General features: G+C 66.6%; 23 protein-coding genes. 6 read left to right on the forward strand and 17 right to left on the reverse strand.

The features are described from left to right. Window positions 1-15 precede the first annotated feature (15 nt). The 4 genes from F9K07_RS10775 to F9K07_RS10790 form a co-directional block, all read right to left on the reverse strand. Window positions 16-606, reverse strand: coding sequence for a histidine phosphatase family protein (locus F9K07_RS10775; RefSeq protein ID WP_159592695.1), 591 nt, complete (start codon window positions 604-606; stop codon window positions 16-18). A gap of 15 nt (window positions 607-621) precedes the next feature. Further along, window positions 622-1,398, reverse strand: coding sequence for an SDR family NAD(P)-dependent oxidoreductase (locus F9K07_RS10780; protein WP_159592698.1), 777 nt, complete (start codon window positions 1,396-1,398; stop codon window positions 622-624). A gap of 2 nt (window positions 1,399-1,400) precedes the next feature. Next, window positions 1,401-2,045 carry a pseudouridine synthase gene (locus F9K07_RS10785; RefSeq protein ID WP_159592701.1) on the reverse strand — a complete coding sequence of 215 codons (645 nt, stop codon included), beginning with the start codon at window positions 2,043-2,045 and terminating at the stop codon, window positions 1,401-1,403. A gap of 221 nt (window positions 2,046-2,266) precedes the next feature. Next, window positions 2,267-3,253 carry an IS110 family transposase gene (locus F9K07_RS10790; protein WP_159591904.1) on the reverse strand — a complete coding sequence of 329 codons (987 nt, stop codon included), beginning with the start codon at window positions 3,251-3,253 and terminating at the stop codon, window positions 2,267-2,269. 353 nt (window positions 3,254-3,606) lie between these two features. Here F9K07_RS10790 and F9K07_RS10795 point away from each other — a divergent pair, with 353 nt between their 5' ends. From F9K07_RS10795 to F9K07_RS10805, 3 genes are all read left to right on the forward strand, one after another. Beyond that, window positions 3,607-4,608 carry a tRNA dihydrouridine synthase gene (locus F9K07_RS10795; RefSeq protein ID WP_159592704.1) on the forward strand — a complete coding sequence of 334 codons (1,002 nt, stop codon included), beginning with the start codon at window positions 3,607-3,609 and terminating at the stop codon, window positions 4,606-4,608. A 33-nt stretch (window positions 4,609-4,641) separates the two neighbouring features. Continuing rightward, window positions 4,642-6,201 carry a glutamate--cysteine ligase gene (gshA, locus tag F9K07_RS10800; RefSeq protein WP_159592707.1) on the forward strand — a complete coding sequence of 520 codons (1,560 nt, stop codon included), beginning with the start codon at window positions 4,642-4,644 and terminating at the stop codon, window positions 6,199-6,201. Between the two features lie 83 nt (window positions 6,202-6,284). Then, window positions 6,285-7,181, forward strand: a complete 897-nt coding sequence (locus F9K07_RS10805) for a dienelactone hydrolase family protein (protein WP_159592710.1) — start codon at window positions 6,285-6,287, stop codon at window positions 7,179-7,181. A gap of 156 nt (window positions 7,182-7,337) precedes the next feature. On the opposite strand, the gene F9K07_RS10810 is transcribed toward F9K07_RS10805, so the two are convergent. Beyond that, complete coding sequence (locus tag F9K07_RS10810) at window positions 7,338-7,808, reverse strand: SRPBCC family protein (RefSeq protein ID WP_159592713.1); 471 nt, start codon at window positions 7,806-7,808, stop codon at window positions 7,338-7,340. A gap of 118 nt (window positions 7,809-7,926) precedes the next feature. Here F9K07_RS10810 and ylqF point away from each other — a divergent pair, with 118 nt between their 5' ends. Further along, the gene (ylqF, locus tag F9K07_RS10815) at window positions 7,927-8,868 is read left to right on the forward strand and encodes a ribosome biogenesis GTPase YlqF (protein WP_159592716.1); all 942 of its coding nucleotides are present in this window, start codon (window positions 7,927-7,929) and stop codon (window positions 8,866-8,868) included. A 4-nt stretch (window positions 8,869-8,872) separates the two neighbouring features. Here ylqF and F9K07_RS10820 read toward each other — a convergent pair whose 3' ends face one another. The 8 genes from F9K07_RS10820 to F9K07_RS10850 all read right to left on the reverse strand — a co-directional run bounded on the left by F9K07_RS10820 (window position 8,873) and on the right by F9K07_RS10850 (window position 13,513). Then, window positions 8,873-9,154, reverse strand: coding sequence for a DUF427 domain-containing protein (locus F9K07_RS10820; protein ID WP_159592719.1), 282 nt, complete (start codon window positions 9,152-9,154; stop codon window positions 8,873-8,875). Window positions 9,155-9,164: 10 nt separating this feature from the next. Beyond that, window positions 9,165-9,305: a hypothetical protein gene (locus F9K07_RS31565; RefSeq protein WP_201451542.1), complete on the reverse strand. Its 141-nt coding sequence runs from the start codon at window positions 9,303-9,305 to the stop codon at window positions 9,165-9,167. A 93-nt stretch (window positions 9,306-9,398) separates the two neighbouring features. Then, on the reverse strand, window positions 9,399-10,007 hold the full coding sequence (locus F9K07_RS10825; RefSeq protein ID WP_159592722.1) for a thioredoxin fold domain-containing protein: 609 nt from the start codon (window positions 10,005-10,007) through the stop codon (window positions 9,399-9,401). 103 nt (window positions 10,008-10,110) lie between these two features. Then, a complete protein-coding gene (locus F9K07_RS10830; RefSeq protein WP_159592725.1) occupies window positions 10,111-10,545 on the reverse strand; it encodes an RcnB family protein in 435 nt (144 codons plus the stop codon). Window positions 10,546-10,658: 113 nt separating this feature from the next. After that, window positions 10,659-11,135 carry a tellurite resistance TerB family protein gene (locus tag F9K07_RS10835; RefSeq protein ID WP_159592728.1) on the reverse strand — a complete coding sequence of 159 codons (477 nt, stop codon included), beginning with the start codon at window positions 11,133-11,135 and terminating at the stop codon, window positions 10,659-10,661. Between the two features lie 49 nt (window positions 11,136-11,184). Then, window positions 11,185-11,802 carry a DUF938 domain-containing protein gene (locus F9K07_RS10840; protein ID WP_159592730.1) on the reverse strand — a complete coding sequence of 206 codons (618 nt, stop codon included), beginning with the start codon at window positions 11,800-11,802 and terminating at the stop codon, window positions 11,185-11,187. Window positions 11,803-11,818: 16 nt separating this feature from the next. Next, a complete protein-coding gene (locus F9K07_RS10845) occupies window positions 11,819-13,045 on the reverse strand; it encodes a hypothetical protein (RefSeq protein ID WP_159592733.1) in 1,227 nt (408 codons plus the stop codon). Window positions 13,046-13,120: 75 nt separating this feature from the next. Further along, on the reverse strand, window positions 13,121-13,513 hold the full coding sequence (locus tag F9K07_RS10850) for a hypothetical protein (RefSeq protein WP_159592736.1): 393 nt from the start codon (window positions 13,511-13,513) through the stop codon (window positions 13,121-13,123). 219 nt (window positions 13,514-13,732) lie between these two features. On the opposite strand from F9K07_RS10850, the gene F9K07_RS10855 reads away from it, so the two are divergent. Further along, a complete protein-coding gene (locus F9K07_RS10855) occupies window positions 13,733-14,479 on the forward strand; it encodes a tRNA-uridine aminocarboxypropyltransferase (protein WP_159592739.1) in 747 nt (248 codons plus the stop codon). Between the two features lie 79 nt (window positions 14,480-14,558). On the opposite strand, the gene F9K07_RS10860 is transcribed toward F9K07_RS10855, so the two are convergent. The 3 genes from F9K07_RS10860 to F9K07_RS10870 are packed head-to-tail and all read right to left on the reverse strand — an operon-like array spanning window position 14,559 to window position 17,058. Beyond that, a complete protein-coding gene (locus F9K07_RS10860) occupies window positions 14,559-15,563 on the reverse strand; it encodes a tripartite tricarboxylate transporter substrate binding protein (protein ID WP_442907414.1) in 1,005 nt (334 codons plus the stop codon). 20 nt (window positions 15,564-15,583) lie between these two features. Beyond that, entirely contained in the window at window positions 15,584-15,862 is a 279-nt protein-coding gene (catC, locus tag F9K07_RS10865) for a muconolactone Delta-isomerase (RefSeq protein ID WP_159592742.1), read from the reverse strand. Between the two features lie 11 nt (window positions 15,863-15,873). Continuing rightward, on the reverse strand, window positions 15,874-17,058 hold the full coding sequence (locus tag F9K07_RS10870; protein WP_159592745.1) for a muconate cycloisomerase family protein: 1,185 nt from the start codon (window positions 17,056-17,058) through the stop codon (window positions 15,874-15,876). A gap of 118 nt (window positions 17,059-17,176) precedes the next feature. Between F9K07_RS10870 and cynR the strand changes: the two genes are divergently transcribed. Next, a complete protein-coding gene (gene cynR, locus F9K07_RS10875) occupies window positions 17,177-18,079 on the forward strand; it encodes a transcriptional regulator CynR (RefSeq protein ID WP_159592748.1) in 903 nt (300 codons plus the stop codon). On the opposite strand, the gene F9K07_RS10880 is transcribed toward cynR, so the two are convergent. Continuing rightward, window positions 18,054-18,824, reverse strand: a complete 771-nt coding sequence (locus F9K07_RS10880; RefSeq protein WP_159592751.1) for an alpha/beta fold hydrolase — start codon at window positions 18,822-18,824, stop codon at window positions 18,054-18,056. The two genes, cynR and F9K07_RS10880, sit on opposite strands and share 26 nt — an antisense overlap. Window positions 18,825-18,968 lie beyond the last annotated feature (144 nt).

The following is an 18,968-nucleotide window of genomic DNA, read 5'->3' on the forward strand; positions in this document are numbered from 1 at the left end:
CCTGCTTCGGGAGGCTCAGAACGATTGCCGGGCGAGCAGCCGCAGGGGCGGGTTGCCGCCCTGTAGGGCGGGGCGGGTCAGCAGGATCTCGCCCATGGCCGGGCGCACACCGGTGAGCGCGTGGATGTTCATGTCGTGCGTCACCAGCGCGAGGTTGCGCGGGGCCTGCGCGGTGCGAACCAGATCGAGCACGTCCTCGGTCTGCATGTCGCGCTCGTCCGGGCCGGAGAAGGCATTGAGCGCGGGCCACACCGTGTTCTGCTTGAAGGCCAGCAGGGCGGTGTCCTGGCAGCGGCACCAGGCGCTGGAGCGCACCTGGTGGATGCCGATGTGTTCGCGCAGGAACGCCGCCCCCATGCGGCGCGCCTGTTCGCGCCCGGCGGCGCTCAGGTTGCGCTGGGTGCCGCAGTCGCCCAGCGCGAAGCCGGGTGGGTCACCCGCGCCGGGCTCGGTCTGCGCGTGCCGTAACAGGAGCACGCAGCCGCCTTCGCGCAGCAGGCTCCAGAACCCTGGCGTTTGCGGCAGGGCGAGGCTGGGGAGGGGTGTGAATGCCAGTGCCGTGGCCTGTGCGAAGCGACGGCGGTTCAGCGGCGTTGGTGGCGCCATGGGCATGAATTCCACTCAATCGCGCACATCGGCCACGGGGTTCGCGCCGAAGTCGGGGCGTTCCAGGCAGGCCAGCACTTGCGCGGCGGCTTCGGTGGGCGAAGCGAGGTGGCCTTGGCGCTTGAGCTGCACGAAGCGGTCGAGGTCGGGGAAGGCATTCGCGTCGCCCGCGCGCAGTTGCTGCTGCATATCGGTGTCGATCACGCCCGGCGCGAGCGAGACCAGCCGTGCGCCGTGTTCGCGTTGGGCTTCATCCAGGGCGCAGCAGCGGGTGAAGTGGTCCATGCCCGCCTTGGCCGCGCAATAGGGTGCTTGCGCGGCCATGGCGTGGCGGCCCAGGCCCGAAGAAATGTTGAGCACCTTGCGCGGCCCGCGCCAGCCGGCGCGCACCCAGGCGCCGGTGGCGCGCAGGAAGGCGGCCGTGAGGTGCATCGGCGCTTCCAGGCCCACGCGCAAGGCGTTGCTGAGGTCCTCGGGCGGGCATTCGTCCAGCGGGCCGATGCGCGGGATCACGCCCGCGTTGTTGATGAGGGTGACGCTGGCAAAGCCGCTGGCCTGCTGCTCGCCCAGCCAGTCTTGCAGCCGTTGGGCCGCGCCGGTGGTGTCGGCCAGGTCCTGCGCCCATTGGGTGAGCGGTGCGTCGGCTTTTTGTGCGGCGTCGGCCAGTTCGGGGTTGATGTGGCGCGAGATGCAGAGCAGGTGGCGCTCGGGTTGCAGCAGTTGCAGGGCCATGGCCAGGCCCATGCCGCGCGAGGCGCCGGTGAGGACGGTGAGGTGGTGGGGTTGGGGCATGTTCAGAAAGGGCAGGGGCTGTAAAAGCGCATCTTCGCACCATGCAGCGGATGGGGCAGCTCGAGTTCGTGCGCGTGCAGCAGCAGGCGGGGCGAGAGGGCCTGCTGCTCGGGCGAAGCATAGAGTGCATCGCCCAGGATGGGGTGGCCGATGGCTTGCAGGTGCACGCGCAGCTGGTGGGTGCGCCCGGTCACGGGTTCGAGTTCGAGCCGCGTCGTGTGGCCATCGGATGGGGCGGCGAGCCGCCAGCGCGTGGTGCTGGGTTTGCCGAGTTCGGCGCTCACGATGCTGCGCGGCCGGTTGGGCCAGTCGATGGTAAGTGGCAGGTCGATGGTGTTCCAGCCGTTGTCGGGCATGGGGTTGTGCAGCCTGCCGGCCACCACGGCGGTATAGCGCTTGTGCACCTGGCGTTGCTCGAAGGCGCGGCCGAGGGCGCGTTGGGCCTGCAGGCCGCGCGCCATCACCACGAGGCCGGATGTGGCCATGTCGAGCCGGTGCACCACGAGGGCGTCGGGCCAGCGGGCCTGGGCGCGGGCGCTCAGGCAGTCCTGCTTGTCGGGGCCTCTTCCTGGGACGGCGAGCAGCCCCGCAGGCTTTTCGAGGACCAGCATCTGTTCGTCTTCGTGGATGGCGTCGAGTTCGCTCATCTTTTTTTCGCTCGCTGCATCTCGCGGGCGCGTGAGCGATGGGCGCTCTGCTCCGCGGGTGTCCCCCGCCGGCTGGTGCCGGCTCCTCCTTTACCCCGCTGCGCAGAACGCCCATCGCTCACGCGCAGAGGAAGCGGTGGCACACCCACGGACCGAGTGCCCACGAGGTCATCGGTGGCCATGGGGTGCGGCGCAGCGGGGTAAAGACACCGTTGTGCCTGTCAAGTGTTTGCATCGCAGAAACGAGTGGCATCGAAAGGTGTTCTGGATTTGAGCACGCCATAAACGATGGCCAACAGCTTGTGCATACATGCCACGACGATCACTTTGCCCGGTTTGTTCTGAGCCTTCAAACGTTGCCAGAACGCGGCCACAGCCGGGTTGTGCCGGCCCGCGACCATGGCCGGGAAGTACAGCGCATGCTTGAGCTGACGGTGGCCCTGCGCGTGCGTGCCGCCCCGCTTGTTCAGCGATGTGCCGGACTGACGGATCGCGGGCGACAGACTCGCGTAGGCAATCAACGCCTTGACGCTCTTGAACCGTTCGGGTCGGCCAATGTAGGCCAGCAACTGAGGGATGGTCCGATCGCCCAGTCCGGGGATGCTGTGCAACAGCTGGGCACGTCCTCGCAGATGCGGATCGTCGTCAATGGTTTGACGGATTTGCGCCTTGACCTGGGCGATCGTCTTGTCCAGGGTCGCCAGCATCTCGTGCAGCGAGGCTTGCACAACGCCATGGGCCACCTCCAGGCGGTTGGCCTCGCTCTGGCGCATTTCCTGCAGGGCATCCAGTCTGGCGACCAAGGCCTGCAGCGCACGCACACCAGGCGCTGGCGCCTCCCACAGCTCGGGCGAGGCCATGCGGCAGAACCGCGCCAGGCTCTTCGAATCCCCCTGGTCGGTCTTGTTGCGCGTGCCCTCGAGTTCGATGAACCGCTTGACCCTCAAGGGGTTGACCACCGAGACCCGCACACCCAGGTCGTGCAGGTGCAGTGCCAGCGGTTCGTGGTACGAGCCTGTGGCTTCCATGCAAACATGCAGCGCAGCGAGCTCCTGGCCTTGCGGCAGGTGGGTCTGCAGCCATTGATGCAAGGCTGCGAAGCCCATGCCTGAATTGGCAAACACCTTGCAGCGGTACTTGCCTTCGTCGTTGAGCAAGGCCACATCGAGCTTGGCCTTGCTGACATCCACGCCCAGCGATGAAGTCATGCCGTTCTCCTGTCAACAACAGCGCCATATCCGACTTGCGCATCCTGATATGCGAGGTCGCCGCTGGCCACAGACCGGCGGCGCCCCAAGACACCGTTCGAGCTACAGCGTCGAATCCGAGAGCGTGCCCCACTCTTTACCGCGGGAGGCAATTCCAAAGGAGGAGATCGGGGTCACACTACGGGCTCTCTTCGGCGCGAGGAGAGCAGTTTGAACAATATCAGGAGGAGCCGCCCTCCCGGCGGCGGGGGACACCCGCGGAGCCGTGCCCCGTGGTCGCCGATGGCCGGATCAACCGGAGAAAACAAAACAGACATCCCGCCATTGTCCAGGAGGCAAAGGACAATACGGCCATGCTCTTGCTCGCCCCCATGGAAGGTTTGCTCGATGCCACCCTGCGCGATGTGCTCACGCGCACCGGTGGCATTGACCGTTGCGTGAGCGAGTTCATCCGTGTGACCACCACCGTGCTGCCCGAGCGCGCGTTCTACCGCGTGGTGCCCGAACTGCGCAACGGCGGTTACACGCGCGCGGGCGTGCCGGTACGCGCGCAATTGCTGGGTTCCGATCCCACGCTGCTGGCCGAGAACGCCGAGCGCCTGGCCAGCCTGGGTCCGCATGGCATCGACCTCAACTTCGGCTGCCCCGCCAAGACCGTGAACCAGAGCCGAGGCGGTGCGGTGCTGCTCGACGAGCCCGAGCTGATCCACCGCATCGTGGCAGCGGTGCGCCGCGCCGTGCCCGCGAATGTGCCGGTGTCGGCCAAGATGCGCCTGGGGTTCAACGACGACGATCGGGCCGAAGAATGTGCCCATGCCATCGCCGAGGCCGGCGCGGACGAACTCGTGATCCACGCGCGCACCAAGGCCCATGGCTACCGGCCGCCCGCGTATTGGGAGCGGCTGGCCGAAGTGCGCGCCTCGCTGCCCGCCCACCTGCGCCTGCCGGTGATCGCCAACGGCGAAATCTGGACCGTGGCCGACGCCCGGCGCTGCCGCGAAGTGACCGGCTGCGAACACCTCATGATCGGCCGCGGCATGGTCACCAACCCGGGCCTGGCGCTGGCCATCCAAGGGCAGGGCGGCGTGCCCTGGCGGGTGCTGCCACCGCTCTTCGAGCTGTTCTGGCAACAGGTGAGCGCGCGCGTGGAACGGCGCCACCGCGCCGGGCGGCTCAAGCAATGGCTCAATTACCTGCGCAAGCACTACCCCGAGGCGCAGGCTGCGTTCGACGAACTGCGCCTGGTGCACGAACCTGCAGCCATCGAAGCCTGGCTGCGGCATGCCCAGAGCTCCCAGTTGCCTACCACAGCGGCAATCTTCCAGCCGGCTGCGGAAATAGCGCCGGCGTGTTAACTTCCGGCCCCGGACTCGAACCACCACGCCTGTATGACCTCTCTAGAACAACGGTTGGCCACCTTCCAGGGGGATCGCCTGCGCGGTATGCGCCGTGGCATTGAAAAGGAAAGCCTGCGCGCCCAGCCCGACGGTAAACTGGCCGCCACGCCGCACCCGGCAGCGCTGGGCAGCGCGCTGACCCACCCGCACATCACCACCGACTACAGCGAGTCGCAGCTCGAACTCATCACGGGCGTGCACGACAGCGTCGAAGGCTGCCTGGCCGAGCTCACCGAAGTCCACCAATACACCGTCAACAGCCTGCGCGCCAAGGGCGACGAAATGATGTGGGCGTCGAGCATGCCCTGCGGCCTGCCACCCGACGAAACCATTCCGATCGGACGCTACGGTTCTTCCAACGTCGGGCGGGCCAAGAGCGTCTACCGCATGGGCCTGGCGCACCGCTATGGCCGGCGCATGCAGACCATTTCGGGCATCCACTACAACTGGTCGCTGCCCGGCGTCGACAACGACGGCTACTTCGCGCTCATCCGCAATTTCCGCCGGCACGCCTTTCTGCTGCTCACGCTGTTTGGCGCGTCGCCCGCGCTGTGTTCCACCTTCGTCGAAGGCCGCCAGCACGAGCTGCAGAAGCTGGGCGATGGCGGCACGCTGTACATGCCGCACGGCACCTCGCTGCGCATGGGCCGCCTGGGTTACCAGAGCGAGGCCCAGGCCACGCTGGCCGTGAGCTACAACGACCTCGAAGGCTATGCGGCCTCTTTGCACGATGCGCTTACACGCCCCTGGCCCGCGTACGAGGCGGTGGGCATCCGCAACCCGGGTGGCGACTACAACCAGCTGGCCACCACGCTGCTGCAGATCGAGAACGAGTTCTACGGCACCATCCGCCCCAAACGCGTGATCAAGCCCGGGGAGCGCCCGCTGCATGCGCTGCGCGAACGCGGTGTCGAATACATCGAAGTGCGGCTCATGGATCTCAATCCCTTCGAACCGATCGGCATCGGTGCGTCCACGCTGCGTTTTCTCGACGTATTTCTGCTGCACTGCCTCTTGTCGGACAGCCCGCCGGACACGCCGGCTGAAATCCGCGAGCTCGCGCACAACCAGCACCTGACCGCCGCGCGGGGCCGCGAACCTGGCCTGAACCTCCTGCGCCGGGGTGAAAGCGTGCCGCTGGTGCAATGGGGTGCGGAATTGCTCGACCAGCTCGGCCCGATTGCCGCGATGCTGGATGCCGCGCAAGGTGGCGACGCGCACGTGCGCTCGGTGGCCCTGGCCCGAGGCCAACTCAAGGACCCCGACACCTTGCCTTCTGCGCGCGTGCTGCAGGCCATGCACAAACACCATGGCGACTCGTTCGTTGCCTTTGCGCGTGCGCAATCGCACCTGACCCACCAGCAACTGGCCGCTCTGCCCTGGTCGCACGCGCAGCAGGCGCGGTTCGAGGCCATGGCCGCCCAATCGGTGGAAGACCAACGCGCCATCGAAGCCGCCGACACCATGCCGTTCGAAATCTACCGGCAGGAATACGTCTCCCCAGCCCGGCTGGGCCGTCCCCGCACACAGACCACGCCGCTGGCAGTTTGAAGCCTTGAGCGGTGCACTAGGGTTTGCACGCAGCAGACCGCTGCTCCCACGCCCTATGCTGCGCTTTTTTGCCGGAGACCACCATGACCCGTCTGAGCGCCGCCGATTTCGACCAGGAACTGCTGATCCTGTTCGATGCCTACGTGCATGGAGATATCGATCGCCGCGCGTTTCTGGATCGGGCCAAGAAGTTCGCGGTGGGTGGCATGACCGCAGCAGGATTGCTCGCCGCGCTTACGCCGAACTTCGCGGCTGGGCAGGTGGTGCCGGCGAACGACACGCGCATCAAGACCGAGACCGTGAGCGTGCCGTCTCCCCTGGGCTACGGGACCATCAAGGCGTATGTGGCCAAGCCAGTGGCGCCCCCAGCCGGTGGGCGACTGCCTTCGGTGCTGGTCGTGCACGAAAACCGGGGGCTGAACCCGCACATCGAAGACATCGCGCGCCGCCTGGCCGTGGACGGCTACCTGGCGTTCGCTCCAGACGCGCTCACGCCGCTGGGCGGTTACCCGGGCGACGAAGACAAGGCCCGCGCGTTGTTCGCCCAGCTCGACCAGGCCAAGACCCGGCAGGACTTCCTGGCCTCGGCGGCCGCGCTCAAGGCGCGGCCCGACAGCAACGGCCGTGTGGGCGTGGTGGGCTTTTGTTATGGCGGTGGCATTGCGCACATGCTGGCCACTGAAATCCCGGATCTGGCGGCGGCCGTGCCGTACTACGGCAACCAGCCACCGGCGGAAGCGGCAGCCCGGGTCAAGGCGCCGCTGCTGATCCATTTCGCGGCGGTGGACGAGCGCATCAACGCCGCCTGGCCAACCTACGAGAGCGCTCTCAAGGCGGCCGGTGTGCGCTACACCGCGCACCAATACCCGGGCACCCAGCACGGCTTCAACAACGACACCACGCCACGTTTCGATGCGGCTGCCGCGAAGTTGTCCTGGGACCGCACGATGGCGTTCTTCAAGCAGCAGCTGATGGTGTGAGTGGGTGCCTTCGCGCACGCTCTCCGGCGAGCCTGCCTGAACCCAGAGGCATCAAGGGTCCGGCTCCGCCGGCCCGAGATGCCGTCCCCCCTCGAAGCGCCGAAGGCGCGCCACGGAGGGGGGACGCCGCGCAGCGGCGCAGGGGGTGTTTCCAGTTCAGGCCTCGCCGCCAAAGCGTTTGATGAGGTTGGCGATGTACTTCTCCACCAGCTTCTCGAACTCGGCCTCGACCACCGGCGACACCACCATCTTCATCAGCCCAGGCAGCGGTACCTCGATCTGACCCTGGATGGCCAGCGTGAGCCCGGTGGACTTCTTGTTGTCCACGATCTTCCAGTGGCCGCCCACCTGCGCATTGCCCACGCCCTTGACGGGCGTCCACTTCACCGTGCCGCGCGCCTGGTCGCTCACGTACTTGCTGGCGTACACCGTCTGGATGTTCACCTGCGCAGTGCCGACCTTCTCCATCTCCCACTGGTAGACCCCGCCACCCAGGTCGGTGAGCTTCTCTACCTTGGGAAAGTGCCTCACCGATTCGGGCACGTCGGACAACACCTCGAACACGTCGGCGGCCTTGGCCTTGACGTCGAATTCATAGCCAAGATCGATCTTGACGGTGATGCTCATGGGTGCCCCTCGTGTTGGTTTGTGCGTGCGATTGTAGAGACGGGAGAGGGGCGGTAACGTGGGAATTACACCAAGGCACAATGCTTGTTTTTCCGATCTGCGACGCGCCACTTTCCCCATGAGCATTCAATGGTTTCCCGGGCACATGCACCTCACGCGCAAGGCCATCACCGAGCGCGTGAAGGACATCGATGTCGTCATCGAAATGCTCGATGCGCGCCTGCCCGGCTCCAGCGCGAATCCGCTGCTGGCCGAGCTCACGTCGGCCAAACCCACCTTGAAGGTGCTGAACAAGCAGGACATGGCAGACCCCGAGCGCACCGCGCTCTGGCTTGCGCATTACAACGCCCAGTCCCACACGCGCGCCATCGCGCTGGACGCCAGCGTCACCGCCCCGGCGCGGGCCATCATCGCCGCGTCTCACGAACTCGCGCCCCGCCGCGGCGGCATGGTCAAGCCCATGCGTGTGCTCATCTGCGGCATTCCCAACGTCGGCAAGTCCACGCTCATCAATACCTTCATGGGCAAGCGCGCGGCCAAGACCGGGGACGAAGCGGGCATTACCCGCACCGAGCAGCGCATCGCCCTGGCGGACGACTTCTACCTGTTCGACACCCCCGGCATGCTGTGGCCGCGCATCGTCGTGCCCGAGAGCGGCTTCAACCTCGCCGCCAGTGGCGCCGTGGGCCGCAACGCTTACGACGATCAGGAAGTGGCGCTCGAGTTGCTGGCCAAGCTCAAGCTGTCCTATGCCACGCTGCTCGACGCGCGCTACAAGCTGGGCCTGTCGCCCGAGGCCATCGCCGCACTGCCCGACGAAGAGCTGCTCGAAGCGATTGCACGCAAACGCGGCGCATTGGCCGGCGGGGGCGCGGTGAACTGGCAGAAGGCTGCCGAGCTGGTGATTGCCGATTTCCGCAGCGCCATCCTGGGCCGCATCACGCTGGAAACGCCCGAACAATTCACGCAATGGCTGCGCGCCGGGCAGAAGGCAGATGCCGATCGGCAGAGCCGGAAAAAGGAACGCGGCGCAAAGCCTCGAAAGCCCGATAGGCGTTGAGCTGTCAGGCTTCGACCTTCACGCCTTTCCAGAACGCCACGCGGCCCTTGACCATCTCAGCTTCGGGCTTGGGATCGGCGTAGTACCAGGCGGCATCGGTGTTGAGCTCGCCATTGACCAGGAGCGAGTAGTAGTTCGCCTGGCCCTTCCAGGGGCAACTGGTGCGGTGGTTGCTGAAGGTGACAAAGTCGCGGTTGAGCGAGCTCTCGGGAAAGTAGTGGTTGCCTTCCACCACCACGGTGTCGTCGCTCTCGGCGATGGTCACGCCATTCCAGGTCGCCCTCATGCTGCGGCACTCACTTGTTCTTCTCTTTGCCGCGCGGCATCACAGCTGTCATGGGGGCGGTGGGGCGGTCCGAATTGACAGGTCCTTTGGGAGCGGACGTGTCCTTCTTCGGCTTCTTGCTCATTTTTTCGTTGCGTTGTTCTTTGCCCATGATGCACTCCAATGACCGCCGCGACACGCGGCTCGATGCGCGAATGGTAAGCGACAAAGCACCCGTTCCAGGGGCTTCGCAGCGCCACGGAACTTACTGCCCCATGCCCAGGAAATTCGCCAGCGCTTCCACGCTCATGGCGCCGTTTTGCGTGATCACCGCGCCGCTGCCCTGGTGCTTCGCCACGATGAAAGGCACGGAGGTCGCGCCCAGCCGTTCGAGCAGGTCGGTGTTGTGCTTGATGGTCTGCATCACCTCGGCGGGAATGTCGGCGGAGGCCGACATGCCGCCCGAACCACCGAGCAGTTGCTGCTCGTGTGCCGTCATGGTCTCGACCGGATTGGCCGCCGTCATGATGGCCGCACCCTGGGGTGCGCTCTTCGCGTTCATGATGGCCACGGGCAGCCAGACGAACTTCACCTTGCCTTGCAACGCCAGCGACGATTGCCACAGGTGGCCGCAGTGCGGGCACTGCGGATCGAACAGCACGTAGACGGTGTTGGCGCTCATCATGGCGCCAGCCACGAAGCCCTTGCCTTGCGCGGCGAGCACATCGTAGGCCTGCGCCTGCGCGATCGGGCTCTTGTCGGCGGCGGCCTGGGTGCTGCTGCCAGGCGCGCTGGCGGCTTCTTCTTTGGAGCAGGCGGCCAGTGCCAGGGACAGGGCCGCGACCAGGGGGAGGGCGATGTGTCGGATGTTCATGGGGCGGTATTTTGACGCTTTTTGCGCCGTGGTCGCGCGCGCCAAAAACAATCGCCGCGACATCGACGGGGCGATGGCGCGGCGTGGCCGGGGCCGGCGTGCGTCAGTTGTTGAAGATCAGGTTGGCAATCAGGCCGGTGGCGATGGCGACCAGCACATAGTCGCTGCCCACCTGCACCCACTGGTGTCCGCGCGGGGGCGCATAGAGGCGGTGCGCCCTGGGGTTCACGACGACGTATTGGCGGCTGCGGTACTCGCGGGGAACATAGCCACCGCGGCGGAACTCAGGACCACGTGCGTTGTAGTAATAGTGGTTGTGGCGCACCACCGGCCCGTGGCGGAAGTCGCGGCGGTCATCGCGGCGGTCGTAGCGACGATCGTCGCGCCGGTCATGGCGGTAGTCCCGACGGTCATCGCGCCGGTCGTCCACGCGCTGCATGTGGCTGGGCTCGAAGCGCGCACCTTGCGCAAAAGACAGGGTGCTCACGCCCAACGAGGCGGCGGCAAGGACATACACAACAAGGTTTCGGGTTTTCATGGAGCGTTCTCCTTGGGTTGGTGAGACTCCATCGTGCGGGGCGACTGTGAACCTGCCGTAAACGCTGCGCTCCGCCAGCGCAAAGTTGTGTACCCGCGTGTGTGGCCTGTCGTTCAGCGCTTGAGCGCGGCCTGGACGTGCAGCTTGGCCGCGATGTATTCCCCATGTGTCACGTGCAGAAGGCCCGCGACCTTGCTGATCACGTGGTGCTCGTTGGCATCGAGGTGGTGGTCTGCGAGCGCGACCTCCCACATGGCTTCGACCACGGCGATCTTCTGTGCTTGCGTGAAGCGCTCGTTCATCAGGTCGGTGAAGCGGTGGAAGTCGTAGGCGGTGCGGGAGGTCTCGTGCGCCATGTCGAGCAGGCGCTGCAACTCGTCGTCGCTCAGCGCGAACTTGCGCCGCAGCGCGGTGAGCACCGCGTCGCGCTCGCTGTCGTTCAGCGTGGGGTCGGCGCGCATCACCTCGACCAGCAGCACGGCCGTGGACAGTTGCAGCGTGTGCGCCTGCTCTGCGGCGGTCTGTGCATGGCCGGGCGCGGTCAGGCCCGCCGTGAGGGTGTCGAAGAGGTCCTTGAGATTCTTGAGCATGGCGCAGAGCGGGTTCGCGAAGACGTCGGGATGGAGCCCTTGTGCGCGCTCAAGGTTCCCGTGCCCAGACCAGCAGCAGGTTGTTGGCCGGCATGGCGTGGCGCTCGCGCAGCACGAGCCGGGCCCGCCACGCTTCCTGCTCCACCTGCGCACGGTGGCGAATGCCCCAGGCCGCGTTCTCTTGGCGCAGGCTCTCGTCGAAGGCCAGGTTGCCCGCCGACGTGGACACACCCTCTTCGAGATACGGCCCGTAGGTGACGAGCAGTCCTTCGGGCGCAAGGTGCCGCGCGGCGCCTTCCATGAGCGCCCTGCAGCAATCCCAGGGGGCGATGTGCAGCAGGTTGGCGCAGTAGATCGCGTCGAATGGCTCGGCGGGATCGAGCGGCCAGGCAGAGGCCTGTACGTCGAGCTGCAATGGCGCCAGCACGTGGGGTGCACCGGTCTCTGCCAGCCAGGCGCTGATGGCTGGCAGCGCATCGGCTCGCAAGTCCGTGGGCTGCCAGGTCCAGTGGGGCATGGCGGCGGCGAACCACGCGGCGTGCTGCCCCGTGCCCGAGGCGATTTCGAGCACGCGGCTGTGCTCGGGCAGCAGTTGGCGCAGCACGGCCAGGATCGGTTCCTTGTTGCGTTCGGCGGCCGGGCTGAGCCGCAGGAGATGGGGTTTCATGCGCGCGTGCCCGCTGTCAATCGCCCAGCGACGCCGGCGCGGTTTCGACGATGTGCTCGTCGCGGGCCGGCAGGTCGTGCATGACCGTCGCCAGGGCGCGCCGCTCGGCTTCGTGGATGGCATCCATGGGCGTGGTGTTGGACGGGTCGACCGTCACCATGCCCAGGCCCAAGCGTGGGCGAAAAGGCTTGCGTTCGCGCTGCCCGTCGAACACCACCATGGGGTGCGATACCGAGAGTGCCAATCGGGCCGCCGTGGATTTCACGGGTGGCACGCGCGCGTCCAGCGGCATCGCGACCACGAAGCAGCGCGGGTGGTACAGCCCCACCGTGCAGCGAAACCCCGCGGTGCGCCGGATGCGCGCGGCCATCGTCACGAGAATCTGATGCTCCACGCCGGGTCCGACCGTTTCGGCCAGTTCGTACAGGTTGCTGATATAGAGGCAGACCACGGAGCATTCGTGGTGCATGCGGGCGGCGCGCCAGAACGTGTGCTCCACATCGGCCAGCAGCACGGAGCCGCTGGGCAGGCCGGTGGCCGGGTCCGAGCCGTGTTCCAGCCTGGAGAGCCGTGCCAGCTCGCGCAGGTGCCGGTTGCGCAGCAGGCCGAGGACCGAGGACATGAGAAAGAACAGGATGGTGATCGCCGCGGTGAGCACTTGCGTGCCCAGGCCGAGGCCCAGCACGCTGAGCCCATGCAGGTAGTGGCTCACGGTGAGGACCGCCAGACACACGATCGCCAGCGACATCCAGCGCGCCAGTGGATCGCCCAGCCGAGCGGCGCGTACCGTGGCCCCGAGCGCCAGCAATACCGGCACCATGTTCGCTGCCATCGCCACCAGGAGCAGGGACTGGAAGTGGGCCTGATTCACCTGGCTGGCCATGGCCATCAAGCCCACTGCGACCGCCACGACCACGGCGCTGCCGAAGGCGGTGAGTCGGTGGATCTGGTTGTCTTCGCGCACGCCGCCGAGCCAGGTACCGACGAAGTACAGACCCATGGCACCCGCCAGCGGGCCCATGCCGGCTTTGAGCACCACGATCAGCCGCGCGGGCAGGTCGGGAAAGAAATACTCGGGCAGACCGGTCATCACGACGCAGGGGAAGCCGGTGATGACCACGAACAGCAGGTTGCGCACGGTGCCCAGATTTCGGCCGACGATGACGTCGGCCAACGCGAGTGCCGACAAGGTCAGCAAGCCGCCCAACATGGCAGACCAGACGGCGATTTCTGTGATGGGCATCGGCGGATTATCGTGGGCTCATGCCGTGTTGTCGGGTAGGCGTTGTCTGATCTTCCCCGAGCGGAAAATCACGGTTCACCGCGCTGTGCCCGATGTTTGCCTTGACCCGGAAAAGGAGGCGTTGCCCGAAGGTTTGCGCTGGGGGGACAGCCGGGGCATCGGCTCCAGAAACGTCGAGTGCTGGCGCAGCAGCATTTCGGCTTCCACCTTGGCGCGGTGCTTGCCCACCACATGCGTGATGAGCAGGCCAACGCCCAGAATCAGGCCCATCCAGGCCGGTGCGAGCAGTGCCTTGGCCGCGTACGCTGTGCTGTCTTCGGCGCGCATGAGCAGCGACACGATCCACAAGGCGGCCCCAGCGAGGAGCGAGCCTACGCCATTGAAGAGGAGGGGCTGACTCCGCTTCTTGCGGATCGCGCGGCGGCTGCGCGAAGACCTGGGCGTGCGCGGGGCTTTCGGTGGTGTCATATCAAAATCTCGACCGCGATCATGTGCCCCACGCCTTACCGAACGGCCCTCTGCGGCGACGAACGGAAGCATTTCCGGCTGGCCGTGAAAATGTTCGCGTGCGCGGGCCAAGGAAGTAATAAAAACCTTTCTGTGCCACGCTGTCCCCGCCGCTGAAATCGGTTTTTTTGCGTTTTCATGACATCTGTTTTTGCGTTTCCCCCGACCCCCCATGCTGCGATGGAGCATGCCGTTTCGCGTCTGCGTGCGGCGCGCCTGGCGGCGAGCGCCAAACCCTTCGTCGCGCGAGGATCGGGTGGTGGGCGCTGCGCGCGTTGCCGCGTGGTCCACAGCCACTGCGTGTGTGCCTGGACGCCGCGGGTGAGCACCCGCGCGGGGGTGTGCCTGATCATGGGCGACATCGAGGCGCTCAAACCCAGCAACACCGGTTGGCTGGTGGCCGACGTGGTACGCGATACCTGGGCCTTTGGCTGGGCCCGCACGGTGGTGGACCCGGGCCTGCTGGCCTTGTTGGCCGATCCGCAGTGGCAACCCTACGTGGTATTTCCGGGAGAGTTCGTTGCGCCCGAACGGGTGGTGACGGGCCTGTTGCCGGTGCCACCTGCGCCGCCGGGGCGCAAGCCGCTGTTCGTGTTGCTCGATGGCACCTGGACCGAGGCGCGCAAGATGTTTCGCAAGAGCCCTTACCTGAACCACCTGCCCGTGCTCAGCCTGCACCCCGAGCAGGTGGCGTCCCACTACCGCTTGCGCCGCTTCTCGCGCGAGGGTCATTTCTGCACGGCCGAGGTGGCATCGATGTGCCTGGCGCTGGCGCAGGATGTGTCAGCGGCCGACGCCCTGGTGGCGTGGCTCGACGTGTTTACCGCGCACTACCTCAGCGCCAAGCGCGGACTTCCACTGGACCGCACGAGCGAAGCTCACCAGCGCCTGCAGGCGCTGGGTGGCGACGTCGCCGTCAACCCGTGACGCGCTCCATGCGGGTCAGGGGCAAGGCTTCGTTGTCGTCCATGAGGTTGTGTGCGTTGCGGTGGACACCGCGGGGACATCAATCGAGCTTGATGCCGCGTTCGGTGATGAGCTTGGTCCACATGGTGGTCTCGCGCGCCAGATGGCTGGCAAGCGCCTCGGGGCTGGAGCCCACTGGCTCGGCGCCGATCGTGTTCAGGCGCTCGGCCACGTCGGGCTGCTTCATGGCATCGAGCAAGGCCTTGTTGATGCGGGCGATGACGGGCTTGGGCGTTCCCGCGGGGGCGAACACCGCGAACCAGGGCGACACGTCGTAGCCCGCGACGCCAGCTTCGGCCATCGTCGGCACGTTGGGCAGGGCCTTGGAGCGCTTGGCGGTGGTCACGGCCAGCGCGCGCAACTTGCCCGACTCGAGGTGAGGGCGCGCGGAGGTGATGCTGTCGAACATGTAGTTGACTTGACCGCCGAGCATGTCGCTGACGGCGGGGCCGCTGCCCTTGTATGGCACGTGCAGCATCTGCGCGCCGCTCAGCGACGTGAACATCTCGCCGGCCAGGTGGATGGAGGTGCCATTGCCAGCCGACGCATAGGAGAGCGTGCCCGGCGCCTTGCGTGCGGCGGCAACCACGTCGGCCACGGTTTTCACGTTGGGCTGCGTGTGGTTGGTCACCAGCACGTTGGGCACCACGGCCAGCAGGCTCACGGGCGCGAAGTCCTTGACCGGGTCGTAGCGCAGGTTGCCATAGAGCGGCTTGTTGGTGGCCATGCCGATCGACGTGATCATGATGGTGTAGCCGTCGGCCGGCGCCTTGGCGACGAACTCGGCCCCGATGTTGCCGCCCGCGCCGGGCTTGTTCTCGATCACGAAGGGCTGGCCCAGCGTGGCGCCGGCCTTCTCGCCCAAGGTGCGGGCGATGGCATCCATTGCGCCGCCCGGTGGGAACGGAACGATCCAGCGCACGGGCTTCGAGGGCCAGTCCGTGGCTTGTGCGTGCGCGGCGGGCGCCAGCAGGGCAAGGGGAGCGCTGCCGCAAAGAAGGGCGGCGAGCAGGTGGCGGCGGGTGTGGGAGGAAATCATGGTCATGGGGCGAAAAGAGGAGTGGATCAGGCGATGGCCGAGGGATGCTGTGCCAGCGGCGTCACGGAAATCTTCATGTACGGAAAGAGCGGCAGTTGGGACAACAGCGTGTGCAGCTCGTCGTGCGAGGCCGCGTCGAACACGCTGTAGTTCGCGTACTCGCCGACCACGCGCCAGAGGTGGCGCCAGCGGCCATCGCGTTGAAGCTCTTGCGAATAGGCTTTCTCGCGCGCCTTGATCTCTGCGGCGGTCTGCGCGGGCATGTCCAGGGGGATGTTCACATCCATGCGGACGAGGTAGAGCATGCGGCTTCCTTTCAAACGGTGAGGGTGCGTCGGCCGAGGTCGACGTGGGTGGCGTTCAGGCCCTGGCGGGCGCGGTCGAAGCGCTCCAGGCGCTCGGGGTCGATCTCGATGCCCAAGCCCGGCCCATCCGGCAGTTGCAGCTCGAAATCCACGATGGGCATGCGCTCGGTCACGATGTCGTCGACCAGCAACTGCGGGCCGAACAGTTCGCAGCCGTGGTGCTGCGTGCCCAGCGTGCTGAAGACATGGGCCGATGCGGCGCTGCCCAAGGAGGTCTCCAGCATGGTGCCGCCGTACCAGCCGATGTCGGCCGCTTCGGCGATCTCGGCGACCGCGCGCGTGCGCAGGAGCCCGCCGTGTTTGGCGACCTTGAGCGAGAACACATGGCAGGCCTGCTCGCGGGCCAGCCGCATCGCGTCCTGCGGGGTGCACACGGTTTCGTCCGCCATGATGCTGGCGCGGTCACCGAGCGCCGTGGTCAGGGTCTTGAGGGCTTCGACGTTCCACTTGGCCACCGGCTGCTCGATCAGCGTCACGCCGGCGTCGATCATGCGCGGCAGGAAGCGCCGGGCGGTGTTGCCGTCCCAGGCCTGGTTCACGTCCACGGTGAGGGTGGCGTGTCCTTCCAGGCCGCGAGCAATCTGGCTCACATGGGCCAGATCGGCCTCGGGCGCGCGCGCGCCAATCTTCATCTTGAAGATGCGGTGGCGTTTCTGCTCCAGGCGCAGATGCGCTTCTTCCAGGTCGCGCTGCACGTCGCCGCTGGCCAGCGTCCAGGCCAGCGGCAGGCTCTCGTGGCGCTTGCCGCCGAGCAGTTGCCATGCGGGTACGCCCAGGGTGCGCGCCAGTGCGTCGATCAGGGCCATTTCCACCGCGCTCTTGGCGAAGGCGTTGCCGCGGCAGCGGGTGTCCATGAGCGCCAGCGCTTGGCCCGCTCGCGTGCCGTCGGTGCCCAGCAGCGCGGGCGCCAGGTGTTCGTTGATGGCGTGGAGGATGGATTCTGGGGACTCTTCGTTCCACGAAGGGCCGCCGATGGTGGCCGCTTCGCCAAAGCCGCTGGCGCCGTTGGAGAGCCACAGCTGCACGATGACCGGGCTTTGCTGGCTGATCGCGCCGAAGGACAGCTTGTGCGGCCGGATCGTCGCGATGTCGAGAATGCGCGCCTGGATCCGTTCGATGAAATGCGTGGCGGGCATGGCGTTTGAATCGGTCGGTGGGGTGGAGATGTGGGCAGGTTAGTGTTCGCGGCGTCTTTGATCAAATGAATAATTCGAGATATAACGTTCGATATCTTCGAACGGTAGAAAGCGCCTCATGGAAATTCGGCAACTGCGCTACTTTCTCGACATTGCCCGCACGGAACACCTCACCCTGTCCGCGAGCAACCTCTTCGTCACCCAGTCCACGCTCTCGCACGGAATCCGGCAACTGGAGCAGGAGTTGGGCGTCTCCTTGTTCGATCGGGTGGGACGCGGACTGCGGCTCTCGCAGGCCGGCATGGCGTTTCGCGACCACGCGGCGCGCTCCATCAAGGAGCTCGAAGCGGGGCGCATGGCGCTCTCGGAGTTGAGTGGTTTGCAGACGGGGCGCCTGACGATCGGGGTGTTCCCGACATTTCTCAACACCTTGATGCCGGCCACGGTGGCGGCCTTCTCCGAGGCCTACCCGGGGGTGTCGGTGGAGGTGCGTGATTTGCGCGCTGGCGCGATCGAGGAACAGCTGCTCAATGGCGAGCTGGATTTCGGCATTGCCTTCCATCCGGCCGCGCACGAGGGCATTGAGGCCGAGCACCTGTTCGAGGAGCGCTTGATGCTCGTCGTCGCGCCCCGGCACCCGCTGGCGGATCGGCGCGGCATCGATTTCAAACAGCTGGCCGAACTGCCCTTGGCGCTCTTGCCACGCAACTTCGCAACGAGACGGTTGATCGACGACCACTTGCACGCGGCCGGCGTGAAGCCGCTGGTGAAAGTGGAGATCGAGTCGGTCGAAGCCTTGATCGGTGTGTGCCGGGCGAGCTCGCTGGCCAGCATCGTGCCCGAGCGCGCGGCGCTTCAGGCACCGGATCTGAAGGCCTTGGTGTTGCGCTCGCCGCAAATCGTGCGGCAGGCCGGCATTCTGTGGCGCCGGGGTTCTTCGCGCAGCGCCGCCGCGCGCGAGTTCGCGGCATTGCTGCAGCCCACCACCGCAAAGGTCAGCAGGAAGCCCAGAAAGCGGTGAGCAGGGCGGCGAACGCCTCGGGCTGTTCCACCGCACTCAGGTGGGCGGCGCTCAGATGCTGGAGCCGTGCGCCCGGAATGGACTGCGCGATGGCTTGCGACATGGCCGGTGGCGTGGCTTCGTCCAGGTCGCCCGCGATCACCAGCGTGGGGCAGGTGATGCGCGCATTGCCGGCCGCCAGATCGATGGCCGCCACCGCCTGACAGGCCGCGGCGTAGGCAGACGCATCGCTGCGCACGAGCACCTCGCGCAACTGCGCCACCAGGGCCTGCCCGCGCGCGGCGTCTTCGCGGAAGGCGGGTGTGAACCAGCGTTGCAGCGCACCTTCGGCAATGGGCGGCACGCCCTGTGCCAGCACGGTATCGACGCGGGCTTGCCACATGTCGCGAGCCGCTTGGGGGTAGTGCATGGCCGCGTTGGCGATGGCCAGGCTGCGCACGAGACCCGGGTGGCGCGCGCCCAGGGCTTGAGCGGTCATGCCGCCCATGGACAGGCCGACGAAATGCACGGGGCCTTGGCATTCGGCTTCGATCAGCCGTGCGGCGTCGTCGGCCAGATCGCCCACCGTGAACGCGCCGCCGGATGCGGGTGAGCGCCCGTGGCCGCGGTGGTCGTAGCGCAACACGGTGAAACGCTCGCGCAGGGCTGCGGCGACGCCGTCCCACATGCTCAGGTCGCAGCCGAGTGCATGGCTGAGAACGACGGTGGGGCCTTGGCCTTCCTGGATGAAATGAATGTGGGGCATGGGGAAAAATGGGAGCTGAAGTCGGGCGGTATTGTGCACATCAACGAAAAACCATGCCCTGATAGACTCCAACGCTCTTCGGGAGAGAGAGGGGCGCCACAGGATCCGAGCGCGAACGCGCGCGTCCTGCTTTGACACGAGCCT

The sequence above is a fragment of the Hydrogenophaga sp. BPS33 genome (genome assembly GCF_009859475.1).
GTDB lineage: Bacteria > Pseudomonadota > Gammaproteobacteria > Burkholderiales > Burkholderiaceae_C > Hydrogenophaga.

What these genes read in the sequence shown, in the direction of transcription:
- F9K07_RS10775 (WP_159592695.1), bottom strand. Translation starts at nt 606, where the DNA reads ATGGCGCCACCAACGCCGCTGAACCGCCGTCGCTTCGCACAGGCCACG.
- F9K07_RS10780 (WP_159592698.1), bottom strand. Translation starts at nt 1,398, where the DNA reads ATGCCCCAACCCCACCACCTCACCGTCCTCACCGGCGCCTCGCGCGGC.
- F9K07_RS10785 (WP_159592701.1), bottom strand. Translation starts at nt 2,045, where the DNA reads ATGAGCGAACTCGACGCCATCCACGAAGACGAACAGATGCTGGTCCTC.
- F9K07_RS10790 (WP_159591904.1), bottom strand. Translation starts at nt 3,253, where the DNA reads ATGACTTCATCGCTGGGCGTGGATGTCAGCAAGGCCAAGCTCGATGTG.
- F9K07_RS10795 (WP_159592704.1), top strand. Translation starts at nt 3,607, where the DNA reads ATGCTCTTGCTCGCCCCCATGGAAGGTTTGCTCGATGCCACCCTGCGC.
- gshA (WP_159592707.1), top strand. Translation starts at nt 4,642, where the DNA reads ATGACCTCTCTAGAACAACGGTTGGCCACCTTCCAGGGGGATCGCCTG.
- F9K07_RS10805 (WP_159592710.1), top strand. Translation starts at nt 6,285, where the DNA reads ATGACCCGTCTGAGCGCCGCCGATTTCGACCAGGAACTGCTGATCCTG.
- F9K07_RS10810 (WP_159592713.1), bottom strand. Translation starts at nt 7,808, where the DNA reads ATGAGCATCACCGTCAAGATCGATCTTGGCTATGAATTCGACGTCAAG.
- ylqF (WP_159592716.1), top strand. Translation starts at nt 7,927, where the DNA reads ATGAGCATTCAATGGTTTCCCGGGCACATGCACCTCACGCGCAAGGCC.
- F9K07_RS10820 (WP_159592719.1), bottom strand. Translation starts at nt 9,154, where the DNA reads ATGAGGGCGACCTGGAATGGCGTGACCATCGCCGAGAGCGACGACACC.
- F9K07_RS31565 (WP_201451542.1), bottom strand. Translation starts at nt 9,305, where the DNA reads ATGGGCAAAGAACAACGCAACGAAAAAATGAGCAAGAAGCCGAAGAAG.
- F9K07_RS10825 (WP_159592722.1), bottom strand. Translation starts at nt 10,007, where the DNA reads ATGAACATCCGACACATCGCCCTCCCCCTGGTCGCGGCCCTGTCCCTG.
- F9K07_RS10830 (WP_159592725.1), bottom strand. Translation starts at nt 10,545, where the DNA reads ATGAAAACCCGAAACCTTGTTGTGTATGTCCTTGCCGCCGCCTCGTTG.
- F9K07_RS10835 (WP_159592728.1), bottom strand. Translation starts at nt 11,135, where the DNA reads ATGCTCAAGAATCTCAAGGACCTCTTCGACACCCTCACGGCGGGCCTG.
- F9K07_RS10840 (WP_159592730.1), bottom strand. Translation starts at nt 11,802, where the DNA reads ATGAAACCCCATCTCCTGCGGCTCAGCCCGGCCGCCGAACGCAACAAG.
- F9K07_RS10845 (WP_159592733.1), bottom strand. Translation starts at nt 13,045, where the DNA reads ATGCCCATCACAGAAATCGCCGTCTGGTCTGCCATGTTGGGCGGCTTG.
- F9K07_RS10850 (WP_159592736.1), bottom strand. Translation starts at nt 13,513, where the DNA reads ATGACACCACCGAAAGCCCCGCGCACGCCCAGGTCTTCGCGCAGCCGC.
- F9K07_RS10855 (WP_159592739.1), top strand. Translation starts at nt 13,733, where the DNA reads ATGGAGCATGCCGTTTCGCGTCTGCGTGCGGCGCGCCTGGCGGCGAGC.
- F9K07_RS10860 (WP_442907414.1), bottom strand. Translation starts at nt 15,563, where the DNA reads ATGACCATGATTTCCTCCCACACCCGCCGCCACCTGCTCGCCGCCCTT.
- catC (WP_159592742.1), bottom strand. Translation starts at nt 15,862, where the DNA reads ATGCTCTACCTCGTCCGCATGGATGTGAACATCCCCCTGGACATGCCC.
- F9K07_RS10870 (WP_159592745.1), bottom strand. Translation starts at nt 17,058, where the DNA reads ATGCCCGCCACGCATTTCATCGAACGGATCCAGGCGCGCATTCTCGAC.
- cynR (WP_159592748.1), top strand. Translation starts at nt 17,177, where the DNA reads ATGGAAATTCGGCAACTGCGCTACTTTCTCGACATTGCCCGCACGGAA.
- F9K07_RS10880 (WP_159592751.1), bottom strand. Translation starts at nt 18,824, where the DNA reads ATGCCCCACATTCATTTCATCCAGGAAGGCCAAGGCCCCACCGTCGTT.